The following is a 24,572-nucleotide window of genomic DNA, read 5'->3' as shown; positions in this document are numbered from 1 at the left end:
GTCAGGTGGCGCTCACGTCGCTAGAGGGCAATCAGCTTGCCCCCGATGAGGACCAGCATGCCGGCCAGGATGGGGCGTAGGAAGCGGTCTGGAACTCTTGCCGAGGCGTGGCTGCCGAGCCAGATCCCGGGCAGTGAGCCGAGCAGCAGGCTCCCGAGCAGTGACCAGTCAACGCTGCCGATCAGCCAGTGGCCGAGACCCGCGACCAGGGTCAGCGGCACCGCGTGCGCAACGTCGGTGCCGACGATGCGGATCGCCGGCAACCTGGGGTAAAGGTAGAACAAAACGGCTGCGCCGAGTGCACCAGCACCAACCGAGGAAACGGTCACCAGAACTCCGAGCAGGGTGCCGACGGCGATCGTGATCGGCGCCCGCAACTGGGTGTGTGCGGCGTCGTCGGCATGGGCCAGCGCCTGCTGCTGCAGCTTCTGGCGGAAAATGATCGCCGCGGCGGTGAGCAGCAAGGCCACGCCCAAGGCGAACGAAATGACGTGTGAGACGGTCGGGCTTTGTTTGGGCAGCAGCGACAGCGCCCAGATGGTGAGCGCTGCGGCGGGGATGCTTCCGGTCGCCAGCAGGCGGGTGACGCGCCAGTCAACGTGCCGCTTGCGGGCGTGCACAACGGTTCCGCCAGCTTTGGTGAGTGCCGCGTAAAGCAGGTCGGTGCCGACCGCCGTTGCCGGATGGATACCGAAAAGGAGCACCAGCAACGGCGTCATCAAGGAGCCGCCGCCAACACCGGTAAGCCCGACGATGGCGCCGACGACAAAGCCCGACAAAGTGTACATCCAGTCCATCGCGCTGCGCCACAAGAAAAAAGAGGTGCATCGTAGCAGCGAGCCGCTTGTTAGAAAAAGAATGTTCAGTTAGATTATTATAATTAGAAGTTATTTTGAGTGGCGGATGAAACTCCAGCAACTTCGCTATCTGGTCGAGGTCGCCCGACAAAAGCTCAACGTGTCGGAAGCGGCGACGACGCTATTCACGTCACAGCCCGGGATCTCCAAGCAGATCAAACTGCTCGAGGACGAACTCGGGGTGATGGTCTTCGAACGTAGTGGCAAGCGCCTGACGGCGATTACCGAGCCGGGCAAGCTGGTTCTGGAAATCGCCGAGCGCATGTTGCGCGACGCGGAGAACATTCGGCGTGTCGGCGAGGAGTTCTCCAGTGGCGACTCCGGTAGCCTGGTCATCGCCACCACGCATACACAAGCGCGCTACGCGTTGCCGGCGGTCGTCAAGAAGTTCGTCGATCGGCATCCGCTGGTCCGGCTGTCGTTGCATCAGGGGCATCCGACGCAGATCGCCGAATGGACACTGAAAGGCGAGGCCGACATCGCGATCGCCACCGAAGCGCTCGATCAGTATCCGCAACTGGTGATGCTGCCGTGCTACCAGTGGGCGCACTGCGTGATCGCTCCCGACGGGCATCCGATTCTGGGTGAAAAGACCTTGTCGTTGGCGGTCCTGGCGCGTTGGCCGCTGATTACCTACGACTCGGCCTTCGCCGGTCGCTCGCGGATCAACAAGGCGTTCGAACTGGCGCAGCTGACGACCAATGTCGTGTTGACAGCCATCGACGCCGACGTGATCAAGACCTACGTCAGCCTCGGTCTCGGCCTCGGGATCATCGCACGCATGGCCTACGATCCATTGCGCGACATCGGTCTGCACGCGATTCCCGCCGAGCACCTGTTCGGCTCGAACACGACGCGCATCGGTCTGCGACGCGGCACCCACGTCCGGCGATACGAATACGATTTCATCGAGCTCTTCGCCTCGCACCTGACCAAAAAGGCGGTGGACATGGCGATGGGTGGCGTTCGGCCAGACTCCGAGTATCAGCTTTGAAGGCGCGAGATGAAGGTTGTTCCCGCTCGTCGGCGGGTTTACCGGCGCTTACCGCCTAGCCTGCGTGGCGAGGCCCTGGCCGCGTACCGAGTACGGATGCGAGCCAAGCCCTGGGTCATCGTTACCCGATGTTCATAGACAGCCCTTAACCAACGGATTCTTCGGCTATTGACCAGAAGGGCAGATTCCCTCGGCGATGGCGAAGGCTACAAGGCGAAGGCGATGGGTTCCGAGCGCGGAAAGATTGCGGTAGAATCGGACGCTTTTCGTTCGCCTAGGTGGAGCCGTCGTGCGGACGCGGGCGCCAAGCCGTGGCGAGCGACCTTATTCCGGCGCCCACCGCAGGTCTTGGGGCTCGTCGCGAATGCTTCTGAAGACCAGTTGCCGTATGGTTTCTCCGGGTTTCGGGCGACAGTTCGAGGCGGAGAACGATCTCCGTACTTCTATCTTGCTGCCGGTGCAGCTCGCCATGGAGGTGCGGGCTTCATTGACCAAGCCGGGGTCCAGTCACCTGTCAGCCCGTATCACAAGGATTCATAATGGAAACTAACGCCGCTAATTCTGACGCACCAGCAATGAAGGCCCTTGAGCGCCGACTCGATCTGTCGGTAGACCGTGCCCAACTCGACAAGGATGTTGACCAGCGCCTGAGACGCCTCGGTAAGAATATCAAGATGCCGGGATTTCGGCCGGGCAAGGTACCAGCTAACATAATCAGGCAACAACATGGCGAGCAGGTGCGCCATGAAGCCCTGAGCGAAGCTCTTGGGCGCGTGTTTCACGAAGTTGTCACGGCGCAGCAATTGCGAGTCGCCGGTGCGCCGAGGATCGAAACCAAGAGTTCGGACAGCACTACGCATATCGAGTTCTCGGCCGTGTTCGAGGTCTATCCGGAAATCACCTTGAGCGACTTGTCAGGTGTCAAGATTGAGCGCCCGTTACTCGAGGTCGGCGAAGCCGAAATCGACGCGACGGTCGAGATTCTGCGCAAGCAGCGCGTGCGCTATGAGCCGGTCGATCGGGCCGCCACAACGTCCGATCGCGTGACCATCGACTTTTTCGGCAAGAAAGATGGAGAACCGTTTTCCGGAGGCCAGGGCAAGGACTATCGTTTCGTGCTCGGCGACGGAAAGATGCTTTCGGACTTCGAGAACGCGGTAGTCGGCACCTCTGCCGGCGAATCCAAGTCTTTCGAGATGACGTTTCCGACCGAGTATTTTGCCAAAGAGTTGGCGGGTCAGTCAGTAACCTTCGAGGTCTCGGTCAAGGAGGTCTGCGAAGCCGTCTTGCCGGATGTCGATGCCGACTTCGCCAAGGCCCTGGGAGTTGAGGACGGTAATGTGGACAAGATGCGTGCCGAGATCGAGGCCAATCTCCGGCGCGAAGTGAAGCGGCGTCTACAGGCCAAGATGACTGGCCAGGTGATGGACATCCTGCTGGAGAACAATCCGATTGAGGTCCCGGTGACGCTGGTTGAACGAGAGGTCGAGCGACTGATGGAAGTCGCGCGCCACGATATGGAGCAGCGTGGCATGAAGGTCAAGGACTTGCCGATGCAACCTGAGTGGTTTGCCGACCAGGCGCGGCGACGCGTCAGTCTGGGCCTGATTCTGGCCGAGATCGTCCGACTTCATCAACTGCAGGCCAAACCGCAACAAGTGCGGGAGTTGGTCGAGGAAGCGGCGCAAAGCTACGAGCATCCCGACGAGGTCGTGCGCTGGTACTATGCGCAGGCGGAGCGCCTGGCCGAGTTCGAAGGAGCGGCGGTTGAGGCCAACGTGGTCGAGTGGGTGCTGACGCGGGTACAGGGGACGGAAAGGACTGTCCCCTTTGCGGAATTGATGGGACAAGCATCCTGAACAGACGGTATTTTCGGAAAGAGGGACGCAATATGGGTGGCGAGCGTAGCAGAAGTTGGAATCCACAGGCACTGGGCTTGGTCCCGATGGTCGTCGAGCAGAGCGGCCGCGGCGAGCGCGCGTACGACATCTACTCGCGACTGCTAAAGGAAAGAGTCGTTTTCCTGATCGGACCGGTCAATGACGTGACGGCCAATCTCGTGGTGGCGCAGTTCCTCTTTCTGGAGGCGGAAAACCCGGACAAGGACATTCACTTCTACATCAACTCGCCGGGCGGCGCGGTATCGGCCGGCCTCTCGATTTATGACACGATGCAGTTCATCAAACCCGACGTGTCGACGCTATGCATGGGCCAGGCCTGCTCGATGGGCGCTTTCCTGCTGGCAGCGGGTACGCGCGGCAAGCGTTTTGCGCTACCCAACTCGCGGGTGATGATTCATCAGCCGATGGGGGGATTTCAGGGCCAGGCTTCGGACATCGCGATTCACGCCAAGGAAATCCTTTCCTTGCGCGCCAAGCTCAACGAATTGATGGCTCACCATACCGGGCAGGCGATCGAACGTATTGAACGTGACACGGATCGCGACAATTTCCTTTCGGCGCAGGAAGCGGCAGAATACGGTCTAATCGACAAGGTGCTGGCCAATCGAGAGGCGATTTGATTTTGCTTCCGGCGGGCTTCCATTCGGCTTGAGAAGAAGGTAGGTGTTGGCATGACGGAAAAGAAGGGTGGCAGTGAGAAACTGCTCTACTGCTCGTTCTGTGGCAAGAGTCAGCATGAGGTGAAGAAACTGATCGCTGGGCCGTCGGTCTTCATCTGCGACGAGTGCATCGAGCTCTGCAACGATATTGTTCGCGACGAGATCGCCGGCGACCAGGGCAAAGGCGCGAAAACGGATCTGCCGACGCCGAGAGAGATCTCGGCGTTGCTTGACCAGTACGTGATCGGCCAGGACCAAGCGAAGCGGATTCTGTCGGTGGCGGTGTATAACCACTACAAGAGGCTGCGTCACTACGGCCGTAGCAGTGAAGAGGTCGAGCTGGCCAAGAGCAACATCCTGCTCATTGGGCCCACTGGATCGGGTAAGACTCTGCTCGCGCAGACGCTGGCCCGAATGCTCGACGTGCCTTTTGTGATGGCTGACGCAACGACTCTGACCGAAGCGGGTTACGTCGGTGAGGACGTCGAGAACATCATTCAGAAGTTGCTTCAGAAAGCGGATTACGATACCGAGAAAGCGCAGCGCGGGATCGTCTATATCGACGAAATCGACAAGATCTCGCGCAAGTCCGACAATCCCTCGATCACCCGTGACGTCTCGGGCGAAGGCGTGCAACAGGCGCTGCTCAAGCTGATCGAAGGGACGGTCGCGTCGGTACCACCACAAGGCGGGCGAAAGCACCCGAATCAGGACTTCGTACAAGTAGACACGACGAACATTCTGTTCATTTGCGGTGGCGCGTTCGACGGTCTCGAGAAGGTCATTCGCAATCGCTCGGATCGTGGAGGTATCGGCTTTGGCGCCGAAGTCAAGAGCAAAGACAACCGAAAAGCGATCGGTGACGTGCTACGTAGCGTCGAGCCGGAAGACCTCATCAAGTTCGGATTGATTCCGGAACTCATCGGTCGGCTGCCGGTGATTGCCACGCTCGAGGAACTGTCGGCGGCGGCATTGGTGCAGATCCTCGTCGAGCCAAAGAATGCGCTAGTCAAACAGTATCAGAAACTGTTCGGGATGGAGGGAGTGGCGCTCGAAATACGTCAGGCGGCAATGATGGCGATTGCCCGGAAAGCTCTCGAGCGGAAGACCGGCGCGCGTGGCCTACGTTCGATCATCGAGTCCGTGTTGCTCGACACGATGTACGAACTTCCAGGAATGGAGAATGTCTCAGAAGTGATAGTCGACGAGAACGTAATCGTGGGTGATGCTCAACCCCTTCTGATTTACTCTGGTCAGCCGAAGGTTTCTGGCGGCAACTGATGTGCTAGCCGCGCCGCGCGGCTTGAAATACTGGTCCATGCCACCATCTGTGGCTATCGACTATTACCTAAAGGGCACAATCGATGTCTGCAACCCCCAAGCTGGCTACTGAGCCAGTCGAACTGCCGCTGTTGCCGTTGCGCGACGTAGTGGTCTTCCCGCACATGGTGATTCCATTGTTTGTCGGGCGGCCGAAATCGATCAAAGCCCTCGAAGTCGCCATGGAAGTCGGCAAGAGCATATTGCTTGTCGCGCAGAAATCGGCTGTCAAGGATGATCCCGAAGGAGACGACCTGTACGTCGTTGGCTGTGTGGCGAACATCCTGCAGATGCTGAAACTGCCCGATGGGACGGTCAAGGTGCTCGTCGAAGGTGCGCAGCGAGCGCGTCTCGAGGCAATTGAGGCGCGCGACGAGATGTTTTTTGCACGTGCTCGTCCGATTGCTGCGGAGGATGGCGTCAACCATGAAGTTGAAGCCCTGCGCCGTGCGGTCATCGCTCAGTTCGATCAATACGTCAAGCTCAACAAGAAGATTCCACCGGAGATCCTGACCTCGATCGCTGGCATCGAGGAGGCGGGTCGTCTGGCCGATACGATCGCCGCGCACTTGCCGCTGAAGCTTGAGCAGAAGCAGGAAATTCTCGAGATGTTCGATATCCGTGCGCGCATCGAACGTCTGCTGACCCAACTCGAAGCCGAGATCGATATCCTGCAGGTGGAAAAACGAATCCGCGGTCGCGTGAAGCGGCAAATGGAGAAGAGCCAGCGCGAGTACTACCTGAACGAGCAGGTCAAGGCAATTCAGAAGGAACTTGGAGAAGGCGAGGAGGGGGCCGATCTCGATGAACTCGAGAAAAAGGTCAAGGCGGCAGGCATGAGCAAGGAAGGCCTCGCCAAAGCCGAGTCGGAACTCAGGAAGCTCCGCTTGATGTCGCCGATGTCGGCCGAGGCGACGGTCGTGCGCAATTTCATCGAAACGCTGAGCGGCCTACCTTGGCGGAAGCGTACACGAACCAGCAAGGACTTGGCGGCGGCCGGAAAAATTCTCGACGCCGACCACTGGGGACTAGAAAAAGTCAAGGAGCGCATCATCGAGTACCTCGCCGTACAGCAGCGGGTCGATCGGCTGAAGGCGCCGATTCTTTGTCTGGTGGGTCCGCCTGGAGTGGGCAAGACCTCGCTTGGACAGTCGATAGCACGCGCCACGGGCCGCAAGTTCGTCCGCATGAGCCTGGGCGGGGTGCGTGACGAGGCCGAAATTCGCGGCCATCGCCGAACTTACATCGGCTCGATGCCAGGCAAGATTTTGCAGAACATGAGCAAGATTGGCGTCAAGAATCCACTGTTCCTGCTCGACGAAGTCGATAAGATGGGGCAGGATTTCCGTGGCGATCCGAGTTCGGCCTTACTCGAAGTGCTTGACCCGGAACAAAACTCAACCTTTGTCGACCACTACGTGGAAGTCGAATACGACTTGTCCGAGATCATGTTCGTGGCCACGGCGAATACCCTGAACATCCCCGCGCCGCTGCTCGATCGCATGGAAGTGATTCGGCTTTCGGGATACACGGAGGACGAAAAGGTCAATATCGCCCAGCGCTACCTCCTGCCCAAGCAGATGAAGAACAATGGGCTGAAGACAACGGAACTGACGGTGGCCGAAAGCGCGCTGCGCGACATCGTCCGCTACTACACGCGTGAGGCGGGGGTACGATCGCTCGAACGCGACATCTCCAAGATCTGCCGCAAAGTAGTGAAGACGCTGTTGCTCAAGAAGAGTCAGACGAAAATGGCGGTCAGCGCGCGCAATCTCGACAAGTTCCTCGGTGTTCGACGGTACAGCTTCGGCGTCGCCGAGCGCGAGAACCAGGTCGGACAGGTGACGGGTCTGGCGTGGACAGAAGTCGGCGGCGAACTGCTGACCATCGAGGCGGTGGTGTTGCCTGGCAAGGGCAAAACGACGACAACGGGCAAACTCGGCGAGGTGATGCAGGAGTCGGTCCAGGCGGCGCTGTCGGTGGTGCGTAAGCGTGCTCAGTCGCTGGGCATAGACCACGATTTCTATCAGAAGAGTGACATTCATATTCACCTTCCGGAAGGCGCTATCCCGAAGGACGGACCTTCGGCTGGAGTCGGTATTTGCACCGCTCTGGTTTCGGTGCTGACTGGCATTCCGGTGTGCTGCGATGTCGCCATGACCGGCGAGATAACTCTGCGCGGAGAGGTCTTGCCGATTGGCGGGCTCAAGGAAAAGCTCCTGGCGGCGGTCCGTGGTGGCTTGGCCAGGGTGTTGATACCGGAGGAGAACGTCCGTGACTTGGCCGAGATTCCTGACAATATCAAGAACAAACTGGAAATTGTTCCGGTCCGGTGGATTGATCGGGTTCTCGAGCTGGCGCTTGAGCGCAGGCCGGAGCCTTGTCCGACCGATTCGCTCGCGGGACCCGCGGTGACTGCCGCCGAGGGCGCTAGCGCACAGGTGGTGATCACGCATTGAGGCGCTTGTTCACGGTGTCGTAGCGGACCGGGGGGAAAGCGCGTCGCGTCTACCCCCTCTCCAGTACGTCTGTCGTGGCGGCCAGTCAACATGGAGCGTGCACCGAGAGGCAGAGTCCCCGCTTCGATTCCCTCGAGCGCAATCCTGCGCGCTGTCTCCCCATCGCCCTACGGACAAGACTCCGCGCTTGTCAAAGCAGGTTTTTCCTCCTAACAAGCAGAGCCACCTCTGCCTACGTTTCGGCTATAATTGATAACTCGTCGGGGCGTGGCGCAGCCTGGTAGCGCACTTGCATGGGGTGCAAGGGGTCCCGAGTTCGAATCCCGGCGCCCCGACCACTGAAATGCAGACAGAAGCCAACCCTTTAGGGTTGGCTTTTTTCTTTCGTCCTTGACGCGGGTCTGCCTTTTCCCTGATCCTGCCGTGGAGTACGATCGCCCTGCCTTGGAAGACCTCGTATGAACGACGAACTGCTCCGCTGGACGGACGACACCGAGCCACCCGACACGCTGCCCTCAACGGGTCCTTTGCCTTGGAAGGTGCTGGTGGTGGACGACGACCCCGAGGTGCACAGTGTGACGCGTTTCGTTCTTAGCGATCTGCGTGTCTTTGGTCGCCCGCTGCACCTACTACATGCTCACAGTGGTGGTGAGGCGCGGCGGCAACTGGACGTCCATCCAGATGTTGCCGTGGCGTTGCTCGATGTCGTCATGGAGACCGCGCAGGCCGGTCTCGACTTGGTCGGCTATATTCGCGACGAACTGGGTCTAGCGGAGTGCCGACTGATTCTGCGCACTGGCGAGCCGGGTTATGCGCCCGAGTTGACCGTTATCCAGGAATACGACATCAACGATTATCGTACCAAGGGTGAGTTGACCCACACTCGCCTGATCACGACGGTCAGTTCGGCGTTGCGCTCGTATCAGCAGCTACACGCCATTGCCGAGCATCGGCGTGGCCTCGAACTGATCGTTCGGGCGGCGGCCGACTTGATGGAGGAGCACGCCATCGCCAATCTGGCTGAGGGAGTTCTCACCCAACTCGCGGCGCTGCTCAAACTACCGGTGGACGGCATCGTGTGCACGCAGAAGGGTTCCCCACTGGGTGGCGACGGTGAACACTGTTATGTCGTCGGTGCCGCCGGTCGTCACGCTGGTTTCATCGCGCGGCCGCTGGAAGCCTTGCCGGAGCAGCGTATCGTTTCCGCCATCCTGACCAGCATGACACGCCGCCAGCACGTCTTCGGCGGCGACTACGCCGTCCTCTACTTGAACGCGTCGCCGCACCAGGAAGCAGCCATCTTCCTGGATTCCGGGCAGGTTCTGGAGACGCTCGACCGCAGTTTGCTGAACGTTTTCGTCGGCAGCATCGCCGCCTGTTTCCGTAACGTCAGGCTGGTCGAGCGACTCCTGCTCGCGCAGCGGGAAATCGAGCAGCAGCGGGCGTTTCTCAGAACTGTCATCGACGCCAATCCACACTTCATATTCGTCCTTGACCGACAAGGAACGATTCAGCTTGCCAATCGCAGCCTGGCAGTCAGTTTCGACCGGACGCCGGGGCAAATGGTCGGTCACGCCTTGCCAGATTTTGTGACTGACCCGGACCTTCTGAAGACGCTGCGCGAGGATGATCAAGCGATTCTTGACGGCAGGCGGCGTCGGGTCGAGCGGGAGATCAGGTTCGTCGATCGCGGCGGCGAGATGCGTTGGTTCCATACGATCAAGGCGCCGATCCGGAGCGATGACGGCTCGGTCGAACAACTGATCGGCGTCAGTATCGAGATTACGGAACGTAAACGTGTTGAGCACGCCTTGTTCGAAGCGAAGGAACGCGCGCTGGTGACTCTGCATTCGATCGGCGATGCGGTGATTACGACTGATGCGGCAGGCTGTATCGATTACCTCAATCCGGTGGCGGAGGCGCTTACCGGCTGGGCACTGGCCGAAGCGAGGGGTCGCTGTTCGCACGAAGTGTTCCGGATTGTCAATGATCAATCTCGTCAGCCGGCAGCCGACCCGGTCAGACGTTGTCTGCAGGAAGGAAGAATCGTCAGCTTGGCCAGCCATTCCGTGCTGGTCGCCCGCGATGGTCGGGAATACGACATCGACGATTCCGTCGCACCGATACGCGGGCGCGACAACCGCTTGATGGGGGCCATTCTGGTCTTTCACAACGTCACCGAAACCCGTCGGCTTGCCCGTCAGTTGGCCTACGACGCAACTCACGACGCCTTGACCGGCCTGATCAATCGGCCGGAATTCGAGCGGCGCTTGCAGCGGGCCGTCAAGAGCGCGCGCTACGACGGCGCGCGGCATGTGCTGTGTTACCTTGACCTCGACCAGTTCAAAGTGGTCAACGATACGGCTGGCCATGCCGCTGGCGATGAACTACTGCAGCAGATCAACACCATTCTGGCCGGCATGTTCCGCGAGACGGATACCTTGGCGCGGATCGGCGGCGACGAGTTCGCTCTCCTTCAGGAGAACTGTCCGCTTGAGCGGGCCTACGTGATTGCTCAGTCGGTGGTGCGCACGGTTCATGAGCACCGCTTCTACTGGCAGGGACGGAGCTACCAGATTGGCGTCAGCATTGGCTTGGTGCCGATAACCGCCGAGACGCAGGACACCGTACAGTTGCTGAGCGAGGCGGACGTCGCCTGCTATACGGCCAAGGAACTGGGCCGTAACCGCGTACACGTCTACCAGAGAACCGACAACCAAAGTACCCAGCGCCATAGCGAAATTCTTGGTGCGGCGGGCCTGAGAGACGCCCTCGAACAGGGGTTGTTCCGGCTTCACTATCAACCGATCGTCGCCTTGCCGGGTCCGGATTTTCAGACCGTTCGCTACGAAGCCCTGTTGCGGGTCGCTCATCAAGGCAATGCGCAGCGCCAAGGCGAACTGGTATTGCCGGCGGCCTTCATCCCGGCGGCGGAACGTTATAGCCTGATGGGAGCCATTGATCGCTGGGTGATTCAGACGGCTTTCAAGGAGTACGCCAAGGGCGTCGGAGTGGCCGGTGCCAAGCTGGCGATCAACCTGTCGGGCAACTCGCTGAGCGACGAAAGCCTTCTCGATTTCATCGAAGGACAGTTCGCGGAGCATGCTTTCCCGGCCCATATGGCTTGCTTCGAAATTACCGAAACGGCGGCCATTCAGAATCTCGGGCCAGCTCTCGAACTGATGGCGGCGCTTCAGCGGCACGGTTGTCAATTGGCGCTCGATGACTTCGGCAGCGGGCTATCGTCTTTCCATTACCTCAAGACGCTGCCGGTCGACTACCTCAAGATCGACGGCAGCTTCGTCAAAGACATGTGTGAGAACACGCGGGACGATGCTCTGGTCGCTGCCATCAACCAGATGAGCCACGCCATGGGTATCCGGACCGTTGCCGAGTACGTGTGTAACGCAGCGATTGCCGAACGTCTTTGCAACCTTGGTGTGGATTATGGGCAGGGCTACTTCTTCGGCAAGCCAACTCCCTGGGGTGAAGCTCGCTGAGCAGCGGCGCGTAGCCAAGCAACACCAAAGTTGCGATTGATGCTATCACGCCGCTACGCACTGTCGGCCACACGACGCGAGCACGCGGCGGCCAGTCTAGTCGATATCGCCGATCAGCGCTTCGTCGGGAGCTTCGGTTGCGGCCGAGTTCTCGTTGGCGTCGGGAGCCGTCGCCTCTAGTGCCGGATCGGCTATCCCCGATTCCGCACCGGCTCTTGCTGGTGCGGTCTTCTGAACGATCTCGGAAAAATTCCCACCCAGCAAGCGATACTGGTCGCGCAACATGCGTGATCCGGGGCTGTACTCCAGGCCGGCTTTCACCAGCTGCTTGGCTTCGGCTTTCTTGCCGGCGGTGATCAGAAAGTCCGCCCAGTAGGAATAGGCCGGCCAGTAGTCCGGACGGAGCGCGCGCGCGCGCGCAAACGACTTTTCGGCATCATGGTAGAGCGAAAGGCGCAGTTCCACCTGGCCGATTCGGGTATGGATTTCCGGCAGCATGATGAAGTTGCTACTGGTCGTCTTGACGACGTACAGGTAGTCCTGCCGCACCGTTCCGAGAAGGAAGTCGCGATTTTTTGCCGGCATGTTGCCGCGCATGGCACGTTGCCAGTTCATCAGTCCCCAGCAGTAATGATGCATGGCGGAGAAGCCCGGTCCCATGCGTGCGGCCCACCGTTTGGCCTCAGGGGTCTCGTACTTTCCGGTGCCTTGTACATAGGTGCAGTAGGACGGGAGGAGGGCCATTTCTTCAGCTGTCGCATCTTTGACTTGCCCGCCAGCACGCGTGGCGGCACCGATCAGCGCCAAAGCCAGTACGAAGCACCGGGTGGTGGTGGCTGACAGAAACTTCAGGCGTTCGAAGTGCGTGAACATTCTTGTGTTTCCTTTGCGGGGGTCGATGGTGGACTGTGACGAGCGTCGCGGCTTCGGCGGGGCCTGCCTATTCTCACCCGCTTGACCGCGCTGCGCCTGTCGGCCAAGACAGCGGCCGTAGCGCGCCGCCAGTGTGTCTTGACGTGGTGCGCGGTCGACTCGGATCATGCCAGCGCCAGTCGACGGCGGTAGCGAGCGCGAATCCAGCGCATGGCCGGTTGCTCTACCCAGTGCGTCAGAGCGGTTGCCAGGGTGAGGCTGGTGGCCATGGCCAGCACGACGGTGAGATCGATCGGCACGCCGAGCGCCTGCAAGCGCAGTTGAATGCTCCAGCCGATGTTTTCGTGGAGCAAGTACAGTGGGTAGGAGATGGCGCCCAACCAGACGAAAACGGCATGCCGGAGTGGCGACAGACGCGCGGTTGCGGCAAGGAAGACGGCGCCGGCGAGAATCACCGCCAGCATGCCGACGAAGACCGATTCGGCAATGAGCAGCGTCACGATTGCGCAGGCGGCGGTCAACGCTGGCGCACGCCTGGATTCCCCCTCGCGTCGTCGGGTGGCAAGGTATATCGATATGCCCAGCGCAAACCAGGGGATATGTCGGAGGATCAGGAGGCGGTAGATCGTCCATGACAGATCGATGCCAAAGGCCTTTTCCAGCACGAAGTAGGTCAGTCGTGCCGCCAATAGACCGAGCAGGACATAGTGAATGCTGTCGAGGCGGCGCAGCCGGAAGAGGGCGAGCATCCCACAATAAAACAACAATTCCACTTCCAGTGTCCAGTAGACCCCGTCGACATGGGGAACGCGAAACAGGCCGTGAATCATGATCAGGTTGCCGACTGCGGCACCGATGTCGACCAGCTTACCCGGCAGGCCCAACAGGTGAGTGAGCGAAAAGGTCATGACGATCGCTACCCAATAGGCGGGAAACAGGCGGCTGAATCGTGAGACGACAAAATCCATCGGTTTCGCGGTCCGGTCTAGCGTCATGAAAATCACGAAGCCGCTGATGATGAAAAACAGATTGACGCCGTAGTGGCCCCCTGACACGGAAATCGAGGGTGGCGGGTCGGCCCCAAAGACTCTCGCGTAGTGCGTGGTGTAGTGAAACAGGACTACCGCCAGCGCCGCTACCCCACGCAGCGCGTCGATTTCGACGAGCCGGTTGCTGCCGGATGCGGCGCCTGCCCTGCTTGAGTTTGAAGTCTGATCGATCATTCGCGTTCGATCCTCCCCGCAAGTCCCTAGGTAGAAAAAACTCGGTCGGCCAAGCGTATCACTGGCCGGCCTGTGGCGTTGATGCTGGGGTCGATGGTCGTGTCGCGCATCCAACTCGACGATGCCCTCGCACCAGCGCGGCTTGCTTCGCTGGGCCCGTCTTCCGCGAACGGCGGCTCATTGCTTCGGTGCCTGCCGCTCGACCACGCTCCTCCATACAGACCGGAAGATACACGCGAAAAGCTGTACTGAGCGTGAAAGAATCGTCAGTGCTTTCGCGGTGCCTGGGCGATTGACACCGTTGCTTGCCCAAGCGGTCACTGGTCGGACGAGCGTCACAGGTATCGCGCATCAGCGTCCGCGGCACCTGTGTCTACCGGCGGCACGCCGACGCCTGTCCGGACCCTGGTCGGTTTGGTCGCTCTGGGGTCGGTAGGCGCGGGAGGTCGCTCAATGGTCGTGAGCCGCCGTGGGTGACACGGTTCGGCGACGACGCCATTCGGCGAGCGGTTTGAGAAGGGGCCAGCGATACAGCGTCAGGTGATAGAGCTGACGTTTGTTACCCGTCCACTTGGTATGCCAGTCCATCATACGGCCGTAGTACTCAAGCCGGCGAACCGATTTTCCGTGGTAGAGGGACGCCAACTCATCGTACCGCAGCAGGACGGCAGGCGAGTAATAGTCAATCGATTCATCGTAGGTCGTCTTCAGAACCACCAGTGTACCTTTGCGTTGCAGGCAAAGGTTGGAGGCGACAACCTGCCCGTCGAACAGGTATTCATAGACGACGGCCTCGCCACGCCGTGCCGCGTCCTCCAGAAGTCGCCGGTAAAACTTCCCCTGCGCATTGTCACGATGGATCGCTGTTCCCTGTTGGCCTTTCCAGCCAGCACTTTCGAGCGCGCCGTAGCGTTCGACCGCTTGCGCCAAGTGCGAAGGATCAGTCAGCGAGCGCATCTCGACGGTCCTTCCCTCGGTGACGAGCTTGCTCTTCTGCTTGCGCACGTTTTGGCGCAAATTCTTGCCTCGCACGCTCCAGTACTGCTCGAAGTTGCCATCCAGGTCGATCCAGCCTGTTTCGACATAGTTACTGCTTCGACTGTCAGCGTGGTCTTCGCCGCGCGGCGCGAACAGCGGGTCGACCTGAGTGATGGAAAGTGAGAGGCAAAAACCGAGCGGTCCGCGGACCAAGCGGCGGGCAAGGTCCGCCAATGCCAAATGCGCCTCCGCCACCCAGGCGCCGAGTGGAATCTGCGAGGGTTGAAACGTACGCCAGGATAAGTTATCGAGTGGAACGAGTACCAGCGTGGCTACGGTTGCTGAGCCTTGTTTGCCGATGATCAATCTCTCATGTCCTTGGCCGAAGACGTCGAGAGCCGCGAGAATGGCGTCGCCCATCAAGAAAGGGAGGTCGCTACGCGCGCTGTTCAGTCGATCCCATTCCACCAACAGGCCATGGTCTTGTCGCAAGGAGGATGCCGGCAGGTTGCTCCAGGAGATGGTCGGAGAAGTTGACATGTTTCTGTTGTGGGTTCCTGGTTTCAGCCCGGCCGTCGCGACGAGAGAGGAAGCGGCCGGTCCTCGGGTGCTGGCTGCGACGCGGTGGCGGGCGGGCATGGTGGCTTGGACCCCGCAACGTCGGTCAATTGCCCGGTGCTGACCGCTTCGGCGTTCTTGTTCGGGCGCCGGGGTGCTGCGCCGGGCTTCGTTTGCCTTAGAATCCATCGCGCGGTTCGGATCAGGTAGGCGCGGGCCAGCCCGATGAGGCCGCCAGCGCTCCGGGTGTTATAGGCCACCAGGCCCCAACGCTCACGACGATGGGTCATCCAGGACTGTTTGTAGGCATCGTCGCCACTCAGGAAGTCAACCTCGCCGACCTTATCCTGATCGATTACGCGCTCCATGAGTTGTGCGGTGAGCAGCGTGCCTGGTGAGTATCTGGCGAACTCTTCGTTATAGGCAAGCTTGTAGATGCTGGCCTTGCCTTGCTGAACGATCCACAGTTGCGCCGCAATGGGTTTTTGGTCGAGCCAGGCAATTCCCAAGCGCAAGCGGCCGCTGTCGGCCAGCATCCGAATCAACCCGGGAATGAAACGCGGATGGGGTTCGGGAAGCTTCCAACTCTTTGCGTAAACCTCCTGAAAGGCGTCGATCGCCGAGCCAAGGTCGCTTGGCTCGACAACGACTTCCAGGCTTCCGCCGGCGGCGGCGAATTTTCTGCCCATGCGCCGCAGGGTGTTGCGCGTCTGACCGTTCAGCCCGGCCAAGTAGTCCTGCCACGAAACAGTGACCGGCAGATACCAGTTGCCGAAACAGAAATGGCTCAGCGTGATCCAGCCGGCCTCCGTCAGCGCGTTACGCAGCGCGTTTGTCGAAGGCGACTCCGGATCCAGGGGCGCGAACTCCATGACAGTCGCGCTCGGGTGGCGGTCGGCCATCGCCACAATCAACGGCACAAGGTCCTTCACCGATCCGCCCGGCGCCAGGACAGGAGCGTAGAGCGACGTATAGTAGTTGCTCAAGGCCTTGATCCGGCTGGGTCTCGCCTCGTTTGGCGAGAGCCGTACCGGAAGGGCAGCGTGCGGATGGCCGTCGACCTCGCTGGCATAGATCGTCGCCGTTCCGGAATCGTCCTCCACGGTGGACGAGAAATTGCGCAGCCAGGGCCACCCGAGATCGAAGCTCTGCTCCTCGGCCTTGGCAAAAAGCGTTTGGTAGGCCGGCGGGAGATCCTCGCCAGGCGCCAACTGCCGAAGGCTGACGTCGGTCGGTTTGACGGTTGGCCTGGACCACCGTCTGGCTGCGCGTGCGCACTGCCAGACCTGAGCGTGGGCCTCGCTGCGAAAGACGGTGTGGTGTTTGATCAGACGTTGGTGAGTAGCCCAAGCGAGTTGTTCGGGGGTGGCGTTGGTGTAGAACTCGATGGATCCCCTAGGCAGTCTGGCGAAGGCATCGCGGATGACTTCGAAGAGCAGTAGACGCCCGGGCGCGAACGCCGCCAGCGACTCGTTGTAGGCCGTCTTGAGGATGAGCAGCATGTGCGGGTTCTCGACGACCAGCCGCGAGGCCGCGAGTTGATCGTCGATCCAGTATTCGTAGATGCTAGCCTGACCGGTGGCGGCAAAGCTTTCGAGGATGTCCGTGTAGAAACGTCCTTGCACGTTGTCGGTGGATACGGCGGTTCCTTGCTCGCCTTTCCAGCCGGTCGATTCCAGATGTCCATAGCGGCGGACAGCGTCGGCCATCGACGGGTAGTCGGCGATGCGCAGAAAGCGGGTTCTTGCTGCCAAACGAGTCAAGCGGTTCTGATAACGCCGGACGTTCTTGATGAGGTTGGCCGGTCGCTGCCGCCAGTAGCCATTGAAGTCGCCGTCCAGTTCGATGCTCATGGTCAGCGTGTGGGGTATCGATAATCCGCGATCGGTCAGCTTGTCGCGCAGCGGCGAGTACTGCGGATCCTGCCCAAGAAAGTCGATTGCCAGGGGCATTCCCGGCAAGGCTTTGAACAATCCGCCAAGATGGGGACGGCGATCGGCCAGCAGCGGCGAGATGGGAGACTGTGCCGGCTGAAACGTGCTCCAGAATCCCCGGCCAAGGGGCTTCAGTAGGCACAGCCCATGGCAATCGCCCGACTCTCCAAACAGCGCCAAACGTTCTTTTCCGCTGCCGAAATGTCTTAGCAACGCGCCGACAAAACGGCTGTCGAACAGCGGATGGCCACCGGCCAAGCGCTGGTTCAGCGCGTCAATGCGCGGGCCATGCGGACCCAGCGAACGGTCGAGGCGGCAGACCTCCCAGGCCAGTCTTGGGGAATCGGTTGCGCGGGGCGCGCGGTCTCCGATAGTCGAGCGATCGTCGTCACGCGTTACGGCGGTGTCTGCCTGACAGCCGGCGATCGGTAACGCGGGAGAAAAAATCGAGCGATGGCCTGGCATATCTTCCAAGTTCCTCAAGGAGAAAGTCGACTCGGCGATTTGGCCTGGATCCTACCTCGCCTTGCCGCGCCGGGACGGCTGGGGAAACCGGTCAGGTCACCAAATGTGCGCCACGCCGACCGAGTAGCTCGAGTACGCCGACCGGAGGGCGTCCGGCAATGAAGGTTATCAATGTTCGCTGTGCTCATCGGGCCTGTCCGCAACCGCCGTATGCCTGAGTCCATGCCCCCCGGCCGTTGGCCGGTGAGCCTCTTTTTCTAGAACTCGGATAATAGTTCAATCGTCGCCAGCGAGGTGCGCGTGATGTCCTCCTCGCTCAAGTCCTGGTGGCAGAGCAACTGCAGTACGTGATGACTCCAGGAGGGGCCCAGGTCATCGCGTACCGGGGGCATGTCCGGCCAGATTCTGTCCCAGCGGAAGACCGGGAACTGGCGCTCGCGCAGGGCGCGGTACACCCGATCGGCGTCGTCTACCCACAAGGGAAACACGTAGGGCACCGCTTCCGCCGCCGCGTGAGGGAAAAGCGGACGTGCCCCCGGTACCTGCCCGAGGTGGCGGGCGTAGAGGGCGAAATTGCGTCGACGTCGGGTAATGATCTGGCCGCGCGGCAGGATCGCCTTCAGGGCGCGCGCCGCCGTTGTCGGGGCGTGGGAGATGCGGCCCATATCGCAAACGCGCATCATGCTGGTGGCCGAAGGATCGACGCTGCGGTCACTTTCCGGTTTGACCTGGCCAAACCGGCCCTTGAGCCGGAACAGGCAAGCGAGCGCTCTGTTGATGCCGGCCAGACGCTCGTGAGCGATCGCCGATTCAAGGACATTGGCCCAGTCCTTGAGCTGCCGCTTCAAGCCCTGCGGCGAGAGGCCGAGGTCGGGGATGGGTCTTCGGGCGGACGCAAGAACACCCCCCTCGGGAATCGGAAAGAACTTCGAGAGGCTGGCGGTCGAATAGTCGCCCCAGGTGCCGACTGGTCGTTCCCCGGCGTAGCCGAAGTAGCTGTGTGCGCAGTCCTCGATCAGCGCGATCCGGCGCTCGTCGCACCACTCGCGAACCTCTGCCAGAGAGCGTCCAAAACCGAAGTAGTGCGACACGATCATCGCCTTCGCCCGTCTTGCTGCCGCGCTGTCGATGCTGTTCAGATTCGGCAAGCCATCCGATCGTATCGGGAAGTAGGCGGGCTCCAGATTGGCCAGAACTACCGGGGCGATCATGGTCGGACAGTGATACGTCGGTACCAGGACGGCGCTTCCCGGCGTCAAGCGAAGTTGCCGGAGGGCTTGGTAGATCGCGGCGCGTCCGCTGGTAGTGACCGCCGAGTAGCCGACGTCGTCAATGCAGGGAAGGTCGGGCGCCTGGTCGATCGGCGAGAAGCTGCTCCAGTCGAGTACGGGGGTGCGCGGTAAGGGGGGATTCGGGTTGCCGGCCGGGTTCATCTTCAGTGCCTCGAGATCAGCCTGTGGTCTAGCGCCGGTTGGGCGGCGATAGCCGTTCGCGGCGCATGAGGGGCGCGTGTCAGCCAAGTGTTTGGTATTGGCGAACATGGACCGGCGCTCAGACGACGACCTCGAGGCAGGGCGGGTGGCCGAGAAAGGCCTGCGGGCTGGCCGTCATGCCGTAGGCTCCGGACTGAAAGACGACCACCAGATCCCCAGCTTCCGCCTCGGAGAGTTCCATTCGGTCGGCCAGCAGATCGAGCGGGGTGCACAACGGTCCGACTACCGAGGCGGTCTCACGCGCCGCGGTCAGCATTTTGTTGCCGATGGCGACCGGGTAGTTCTTGCGGATGATTTGGCCGAAATTGCCGGACGCCGAAAGATGGTGGTGCAGGCCGCCGTCGGTGACCAGGAAAATCTGACCGCGCGAGACTTTTCGGTCGACGATGCGCGCGACATAGATGCCGGCCTCACCTACCAGGTAGCGCCCGAGTTCGACTACGAGTTCGGCTTCGGGTAGTTCGTGCACCGCGCGCTGGGCAAGGAGCGCGAGGTTTTCGCCTATCGGCTGGAGGTCGAGGCGTTGTTCGCCCGGGAAATACGGAATACCGAATCCACCGCCCAGGTTCAGGAAGCGAACGGCCGATGGCGCCGATCGAGCCAATCGCAGGGCCAGCTCGAAGCTCTTGCTCTGCGCCTCGACAATCGCTTCGGGTTTCAGGTTCTGCGACCCGGCAAAGAGGTGAAATCCTTCGAAAGTCAGTCCATGATGGCGGATCGCCGCCAGCAGTTCGGGCACTTGTTCGGCGTCGACGCCAAATTGTTTGGCCCCTCCGCCCATCTTCATGCCCGAGCTTTTCAGCTCGAAATCGGGGTTTACGCGCACGGCGACGCGTGCCGGGTAGCCAGTCGCCTGGCTGATCGCCGCCAACTCGGTGATCTCCCGAAACGACTCGAGATTGACCAATATCCCCGCGGCGACGGCCTGCCGCAACTCGCTATGCCGCTTGCCGGGGCCGGCCAGGCTGATTTCGCGCGCGTCTGCGCCAGCGTCCAGGGCGACTTTCAGCTCGCCGCCCGAGGCGACGTCGATGCCGTCGACCAGGCCCACCAAGTGACCGACTACGGCCGGCATCGGGTTGGCCTTCATGGCGTAATGAAGCCGCAGGGAAGCTGGCAGCACAGCGCGTAGCTCGCGCACACGCTGCGTCAGCAAACGCCGATCGTAAGCGTAAAAGGGGGTTTGTCCGACGCGTGCGGCAAGGCGCGACAGCCGAATGCCGCCGACCTGAAGTTCGCCGTCCTCGACCGAGAACTGGCCCATGGAGGCGTGGCTGGGCATGCTCCGTTCGGCCTGCTTCATTCGACGACCACTCCGCCGGGAGTCTCCGGGGCGGTCTCGCCTGGGGCCGCCGATGCGTCGCCAAGGAATTCGCCGGCCAAGGCCTTGCGGTCGAGCTTGCCGTTGGGGTTGCGGGGCAAAGGACCTGGCCGGACGGCGATGTTCGATGGCACCATGTAGGCGGGCATCCGCTGGCGACATTCGGCGAGCAGCGCGTCGGTGTCCAGGCAGCCATTGGCGGGCGGCGTGACAATCACCTGTATGGCCTGTCCGAGCTTGGGGTGGTCGACACCAAAGGCAACACATTCCCCGACCAGGCGAGTGGCGTAAAGAACTTCTTCGACTTCGGTTGGGCTGACCCGGTAGCCGGAGGTTTTCATCATTTCGTCGCGACGACCAATGAAGTAAATAAAACCCTGCTCGTCCATGCGCACCGTGTCGCCCGAGAACACAGCGATTTCGGGCAGCACCAGTCCGCTATCGCGGCCAGGTGTGTTGGTGGGCAGTGGCCGGTAGCGCTCGGCCGTCTTTTCGCGGTCGTTCCAGTAGCCCATGCCGACCAGGGCGCCGCGATGGACGAGTTCGCCGGGTTCGTTGGCCGCGCAGGGTGAGCCGTCTTCGCGCAGGACGAGGATCTCGGCGTTGGGGATGGCCTTTCCGATCGAGTCCGGTCGTTGGTCGACTTCCTCCGGTGGCAGGTAGGTCGAGCGAAAGGCCTCGGTCAAGCCGTACATCAGATAGGGCCTGCTGCCGGGCAGCCGCGCGCGCAGGGCGGCCAGCGTTTCGCGCGGCAGGCGTCCGCCGGTGTTGGCGAAATAGCGCAGGTGCTCACCGATGGTGGCGGGCCATTCGAGCTCCGCGAGTTGAATGTACAGCGGCGGCACCGCGGTCAGGCCGCTTATACGTTCTCGTGCCAGTGCTCGCAGCACGTCCTGCGGCAACAGGTAGTTGAGCAGGACAACGCGTGCACCGACGTGAAACGCGGTGGTGAGCTGACTGAAGCCGGCGTCGAAGGAGAGCGGCAGCGCGGCCAGCAGGGTGTCGTCGGCATGGTTTCCGAGATAGCTGGCTACACTCTTGGCGCCGGCGACCAAATTGCGGTGCGACAGAACGACGCCCTTCGGTTTGCCGGTGCTACCGGATGTGTAAAGGATCGCCGCCATGTCACTATCGATCACACGGTGGCCACTCGTCGAGCCGTCCGCCTGCAAGAGATCGTCCCAGTGCAGCCAGGCCAGCGGGGCGCCGCCGCTCGCCAGGGGCGCGCCACCGACCACCAGGACGTGCCGCAGATCGTGGCAGGAGGAAAGAACCGGCGTCAGCAGTGGCAGCCGTTCACTCGAGGTGACGAGGGCGCGCACATTACAGTCACGCATGATGTAAGCCACCTGATCGGCCTTGAGCAAGGGATTGAGCGGTACGAAGACGCAGCCGGCCGCCGTGCTGCCAAAACTTGAAATAACCGTTTCCAAGCGCTTTTCGAGGTAAATCGCAACCCGCTCGCCGCGTTGCAGTCCGAGACCGAGCAGGCCGGCGACGAAACTCTCGATCGATTTTTGCAGGACGGCATAGCTCATCGACTGCTTGCCGTAACTAAGCGCGATGGCTTCGGGATGGCGAGTGGCGGAGCGCGAGATCAGTTCGGCGAGGAGGCTGGCATCGGTCATTGCGGCGCTACGATCGGACGATTGGCGACAAAGACGAATTCTAACGACAACCGGCGTCTCGACCGTGAAATTGTTCCCCGTTGCCGGCGAGCGGCCCGAAGTTCCGGGCCGCCTGGAAGAAATGTCGAGCTTGGCCGATCGCCGCGGCGCACGCGCCAGCGCCCAGCATGGCGACGGTGATCGCCATTCATTTGAAGCGACAGCCGCACGCGAAAGAGTCTCCACAAGCTGTTGCTGGTGCCATGGTTTTTTTCCTTGCCGTAAGCCCGAAGTAAGCAATGGCCACTATGATCTGCCGCTAGTCATGCTAAGTGACTCGACATAAGTCCATTTTGGAGGAGGAAAAGCGAAGTGAACGACGATATCGTTGCACGGATTGAGGCCAATCCGAAGTATCACCAGCTGGTCGAGAAACGCAATTCATTCGGGATTACACTGTCGATCCTGATGATCATTGCCTATTACGGCTACATCCTGTTGATCGCCTTCAACAAGGAATGGCTGGCGACCAAGATCGGTGCCGGCATGGTCACGTCGATCGGCATCCCGCTGGGTGTCGGCGTGATTGTTTTCACGATCATCCTCACCAACGTCTATGTTCGGCGTGCCAATACCGAGTTCGACGAGTTGAATGCCGAGATCATCAAGGAGGCGAACAGAAAATGATCAGCCAATCGACGCGCAATATTCTCGGCCTGACTTTGGGTCTGCTGGCGGCCGGCGGCGCTCTGGCAGCTGGCGCCGACCTCGGCAACACGACGAAACAGGCGACCAACTGGGTGGCGATCGCGATGTTCGTCGTTTTTGTCGCGATTACCCTCGGCATCACCAAATGGGCGGCGGCGAGAACCAAGACCGCCGCTGATTTCTATACCGCCGGTGGTGGTATTACCGGCTTCCAGAACGGTCTGGCGATCGCTGGCGATTACATGTCGGCGGCCTCCTTCCTCGGTATTTCCGGTCTGGTCTTCGCCAACGGTTTCGACGGATTGATCTTCTCGATCGGATGGCTGGTCGGATGGCCGGTGATCACCTTCCTGATGGCTGAACGCCTGCGCAACCTCGGCAAGTTCACCTTTGCCGACGTCGCGGCGTACCGCTTCGCGCAGACGCCGATGCGGACCTTCGCGGCGACCGGGTCGCTGGTCGTGGTAGCTTTCTACATGATCGCTCAGATGGTCGGCGCCGGTCAGTTGATCAAGGTCCTGTTCGGTCTCGAATACACGGTTGCGGTGATCCTCGTCGGCGTGCTGATGATGTGCTACGTGCTGTTCGGCGGCATGACGGCGACCACTTGGGTGCAGATCATCAAGGCCATCATGCTGCTCACCGGTGCCACCTTCATGGCACTGGCGGTGCTCTTCCAGTTCGGCTTCAATCCGGAAGCGCTGTTTGCCAAGGCCGTGGAAGTCCATGCCAAGCACGATGCGATCATGTCCCCGGGAGTGCTCATCAAGGATCCCATTTCGGCGATTTCGGTCGGCATGGCGCTGATGTTCGGTACCGCAGGCCTGCCGCACATCCTGATGCGCTTCTTCACCGTGCCGAGCGCCAAGGAAGCCCGCAAGTCGGTCGGTTGGGCGACGACCTGGATCGGCTACTTTTACATCCTGACCTTCATCATCGGTTTCGGCGCCATCGTCATGCTGACCCAGGCGCCCGAGCTGTACTACGTCGATGGTGACTTGGCCAAGGGCCTGAAGGGCGGCGGCAACATGGCGGCCATCCACCTGTCGAACGCCGTCGGTGGCAACGTCTTCCTCGGCTTCATCTCGGCAGTGGCTTTCGCGACGATCCTGGCGGTGGTTTCCGGCCTGACGCTGTCCGGCGCTTCGGCGGTTTCGCACGACCTGTACGCCACGGTGATCAAGCGCGGTAACGCCGACTCGGCGGCCGAACTGCGCGTGTCCAGAATTACCACCATCTGCCTCGGTGTCGTCGCCGTGTTCCTCGGAATCGCGTTCGAGAAGGAGAACGTCGCCTACATGGTGATGCTCGCTTTCGTCATCGCGTGCTCGGCCAACTTCCCGATTCTCTTCATGTCGGTGCTCTGGAAGAACTGCACGACCAAGGGAGCGGTAGCCGGTGGTATCGTCGGCCTGGTCAGTTCGGTTGTCCTGACCGTTCTGTCGGCCTCGGTGTGGGAAGCGGTGTTGAAGAATCCGAAGGGGAGCGCCCTGTTCCCCTATTCGTCCCCGGCGATCTTTTCGATGACCGCCTCCTTCCTGGTGATCTATCTGGTTTCCAAGATGGACAACAGCCAGCAGGCCAAACTCGAGCGTTCTCTTTATCCGGCCCAGAAGGTTCGGTCGGAAACCGGCGTCGGATCTTCCTCGGCATCCGGTCACTGAGTAACATTCGGTCGTTTCGAGTCCTCGGAAAACCGGGAGCGTCAAGCTCCCGGTTTTT

Annotated in this window: 16 protein-coding genes and 1 tRNA gene; 9 read left to right on the top strand and 8 right to left on the bottom strand. The window is 60.9% G+C overall.

The genetic code is table 11. From position 1 onward, the window contains the following. Nucleotides 1-20: 20 nt before the first annotated feature. Nucleotides 21-797: a sulfite exporter TauE/SafE family protein gene (locus tag Q1M07_RS02255; RefSeq protein WP_300450015.1), complete on the bottom strand. Its 777-nt coding sequence runs from the start codon at nucleotides 795-797 to the stop codon at nucleotides 21-23. Nucleotides 798-903: 106 nt separating this feature from the next. Between Q1M07_RS02255 and Q1M07_RS02250 the strand changes: the two genes are divergently transcribed. The 7 genes from Q1M07_RS02250 to Q1M07_RS02220 all read left to right on the top strand — a co-directional run bounded on the left by Q1M07_RS02250 (nucleotide 904) and on the right by Q1M07_RS02220 (nucleotide 11,690). Next, nucleotides 904-1,851 (top strand): CysB family HTH-type transcriptional regulator, encoded by a 948-nt coding sequence (locus tag Q1M07_RS02250; protein ID WP_300450013.1) that lies wholly within the window; start codon nucleotides 904-906, stop codon nucleotides 1,849-1,851. A 539-nt stretch (nucleotides 1,852-2,390) separates the two neighbouring features. Further along, nucleotides 2,391-3,710, top strand: coding sequence for a trigger factor (gene tig, locus Q1M07_RS02245; RefSeq protein WP_300450010.1), 1,320 nt, complete (start codon nucleotides 2,391-2,393; stop codon nucleotides 3,708-3,710). 32 nt (nucleotides 3,711-3,742) lie between these two features. After that, nucleotides 3,743-4,372, top strand: coding sequence for an ATP-dependent Clp endopeptidase proteolytic subunit ClpP (clpP, locus tag Q1M07_RS02240; RefSeq protein ID WP_300450006.1), 630 nt, complete (start codon nucleotides 3,743-3,745; stop codon nucleotides 4,370-4,372). Between the two features lie 51 nt (nucleotides 4,373-4,423). Next, entirely contained in the window at nucleotides 4,424-5,692 is a 1,269-nt protein-coding gene (gene clpX / locus Q1M07_RS02235) for an ATP-dependent Clp protease ATP-binding subunit ClpX (RefSeq protein WP_300450004.1), read from the top strand. 83 nt (nucleotides 5,693-5,775) lie between these two features. After that, the gene (lon, locus tag Q1M07_RS02230) at nucleotides 5,776-8,190 is read left to right on the top strand and encodes an endopeptidase La (protein ID WP_300450002.1); all 2,415 of its coding nucleotides are present in this window, start codon (nucleotides 5,776-5,778) and stop codon (nucleotides 8,188-8,190) included. Nucleotides 8,191-8,451: 261 nt separating this feature from the next. Beyond that, nucleotides 8,452-8,528: transfer RNA gene (locus Q1M07_RS02225), tRNA-Pro, on the top strand. A 120-nt stretch (nucleotides 8,529-8,648) separates the two neighbouring features. Beyond that, nucleotides 8,649-11,690 (top strand): EAL domain-containing protein, encoded by a 3,042-nt coding sequence (locus Q1M07_RS02220; protein ID WP_300449999.1) that lies wholly within the window; start codon nucleotides 8,649-8,651, stop codon nucleotides 11,688-11,690. A gap of 96 nt (nucleotides 11,691-11,786) precedes the next feature. Here the strand turns inward: Q1M07_RS02220 and Q1M07_RS02215 are convergent, their stop codons facing one another. The 7 genes from Q1M07_RS02215 to Q1M07_RS02185 form a co-directional block, all read right to left on the bottom strand. Next, on the bottom strand, nucleotides 11,787-12,563 hold the full coding sequence (locus tag Q1M07_RS02215; RefSeq protein ID WP_300449998.1) for a hypothetical protein: 777 nt from the start codon (nucleotides 12,561-12,563) through the stop codon (nucleotides 11,787-11,789). Between the two features lie 164 nt (nucleotides 12,564-12,727). Then, complete coding sequence (locus tag Q1M07_RS02210; protein WP_300449996.1) at nucleotides 12,728-13,786, bottom strand: acyltransferase; 1,059 nt, start codon at nucleotides 13,784-13,786, stop codon at nucleotides 12,728-12,730. A gap of 450 nt (nucleotides 13,787-14,236) precedes the next feature. Continuing rightward, the gene (locus tag Q1M07_RS02205) at nucleotides 14,237-15,130 is read right to left on the bottom strand and encodes a GNAT family N-acetyltransferase (protein ID WP_300449993.1); all 894 of its coding nucleotides are present in this window, start codon (nucleotides 15,128-15,130) and stop codon (nucleotides 14,237-14,239) included. A 197-nt stretch (nucleotides 15,131-15,327) separates the two neighbouring features. Beyond that, the gene (locus Q1M07_RS02200; protein ID WP_300449990.1) at nucleotides 15,328-17,721 is read right to left on the bottom strand and encodes a GNAT family N-acetyltransferase; all 2,394 of its coding nucleotides are present in this window, start codon (nucleotides 17,719-17,721) and stop codon (nucleotides 15,328-15,330) included. 257 nt (nucleotides 17,722-17,978) lie between these two features. Beyond that, nucleotides 17,979-19,262 carry a DegT/DnrJ/EryC1/StrS family aminotransferase gene (locus Q1M07_RS02195; RefSeq protein WP_300449988.1) on the bottom strand — a complete coding sequence of 428 codons (1,284 nt, stop codon included), beginning with the start codon at nucleotides 19,260-19,262 and terminating at the stop codon, nucleotides 17,979-17,981. Between the two features lie 10 nt (nucleotides 19,263-19,272). Beyond that, nucleotides 19,273-20,517, bottom strand: a complete 1,245-nt coding sequence (locus Q1M07_RS02190; protein ID WP_300449985.1) for a pyridoxal-dependent decarboxylase, exosortase A system-associated — start codon at nucleotides 20,515-20,517, stop codon at nucleotides 19,273-19,275. Continuing rightward, nucleotides 20,514-22,163, bottom strand: coding sequence for an acyl-CoA ligase (AMP-forming), exosortase A system-associated (locus Q1M07_RS02185; protein WP_300449983.1), 1,650 nt, complete (start codon nucleotides 22,161-22,163; stop codon nucleotides 20,514-20,516). The genes Q1M07_RS02190 and Q1M07_RS02185 overlap by 4 nt, the downstream gene beginning before the upstream one ends. A gap of 351 nt (nucleotides 22,164-22,514) precedes the next feature. Here Q1M07_RS02185 and Q1M07_RS02180 point away from each other — a divergent pair, with 351 nt between their 5' ends. Together Q1M07_RS02180 and Q1M07_RS02175 are read left to right on the top strand one after the other, a co-directional pair. Further along, a complete protein-coding gene (locus Q1M07_RS02180; protein WP_300449981.1) occupies nucleotides 22,515-22,829 on the top strand; it encodes a DUF485 domain-containing protein in 315 nt (104 codons plus the stop codon). Further along, the gene (locus tag Q1M07_RS02175) at nucleotides 22,826-24,514 is read left to right on the top strand and encodes a cation acetate symporter (RefSeq protein WP_300449978.1); all 1,689 of its coding nucleotides are present in this window, start codon (nucleotides 22,826-22,828) and stop codon (nucleotides 24,512-24,514) included. Before Q1M07_RS02180 ends, Q1M07_RS02175 begins: the two co-directional genes overlap by 4 nt. Nucleotides 24,515-24,572: the final 58 nt, after the last annotated feature.

It is taken from the genome of Accumulibacter sp. (assembly GCF_029255285.1).
GTDB lineage: Bacteria > Pseudomonadota > Gammaproteobacteria > Burkholderiales > Rhodocyclaceae > Accumulibacter.
This window is presented reverse-complemented; position numbering and strand designations above follow the sequence as displayed.

Coding starts and splice junctions, on each gene's coding strand:
- Q1M07_RS02255 (WP_300450015.1), bottom strand. CDS start 797: ATGGACTGGATGTACACTTTGTCGGGCTTTGTCGTCGGCGCCATCGTC.
- Q1M07_RS02250 (WP_300450013.1), top strand. CDS start 904: ATGAAACTCCAGCAACTTCGCTATCTGGTCGAGGTCGCCCGACAAAAG.
- tig (WP_300450010.1), top strand. CDS start 2,391: ATGGAAACTAACGCCGCTAATTCTGACGCACCAGCAATGAAGGCCCTT.
- clpP (WP_300450006.1), top strand. CDS start 3,743: ATGGGTGGCGAGCGTAGCAGAAGTTGGAATCCACAGGCACTGGGCTTG.
- clpX (WP_300450004.1), top strand. CDS start 4,424: ATGACGGAAAAGAAGGGTGGCAGTGAGAAACTGCTCTACTGCTCGTTC.
- lon (WP_300450002.1), top strand. CDS start 5,776: ATGTCTGCAACCCCCAAGCTGGCTACTGAGCCAGTCGAACTGCCGCTG.
- Q1M07_RS02220 (WP_300449999.1), top strand. CDS start 8,649: ATGAACGACGAACTGCTCCGCTGGACGGACGACACCGAGCCACCCGAC.
- Q1M07_RS02215 (WP_300449998.1), bottom strand. CDS start 12,563: ATGTTCACGCACTTCGAACGCCTGAAGTTTCTGTCAGCCACCACCACC.
- Q1M07_RS02210 (WP_300449996.1), bottom strand. CDS start 13,786: ATGATCGATCAGACTTCAAACTCAAGCAGGGCAGGCGCCGCATCCGGC.
- Q1M07_RS02200 (WP_300449990.1), bottom strand. CDS start 17,721: ATGCCAGGCCATCGCTCGATTTTTTCTCCCGCGTTACCGATCGCCGGC.
- Q1M07_RS02195 (WP_300449988.1), bottom strand. CDS start 19,262: ATGTTCGCCAATACCAAACACTTGGCTGACACGCGCCCCTCATGCGCC.
- Q1M07_RS02190 (WP_300449985.1), bottom strand. CDS start 20,517: ATGAAGCAGGCCGAACGGAGCATGCCCAGCCACGCCTCCATGGGCCAG.
- Q1M07_RS02185 (WP_300449983.1), bottom strand. CDS start 22,163: ATGACCGATGCCAGCCTCCTCGCCGAACTGATCTCGCGCTCCGCCACT.
- Q1M07_RS02175 (WP_300449978.1), top strand. CDS start 22,826: ATGATCAGCCAATCGACGCGCAATATTCTCGGCCTGACTTTGGGTCTG.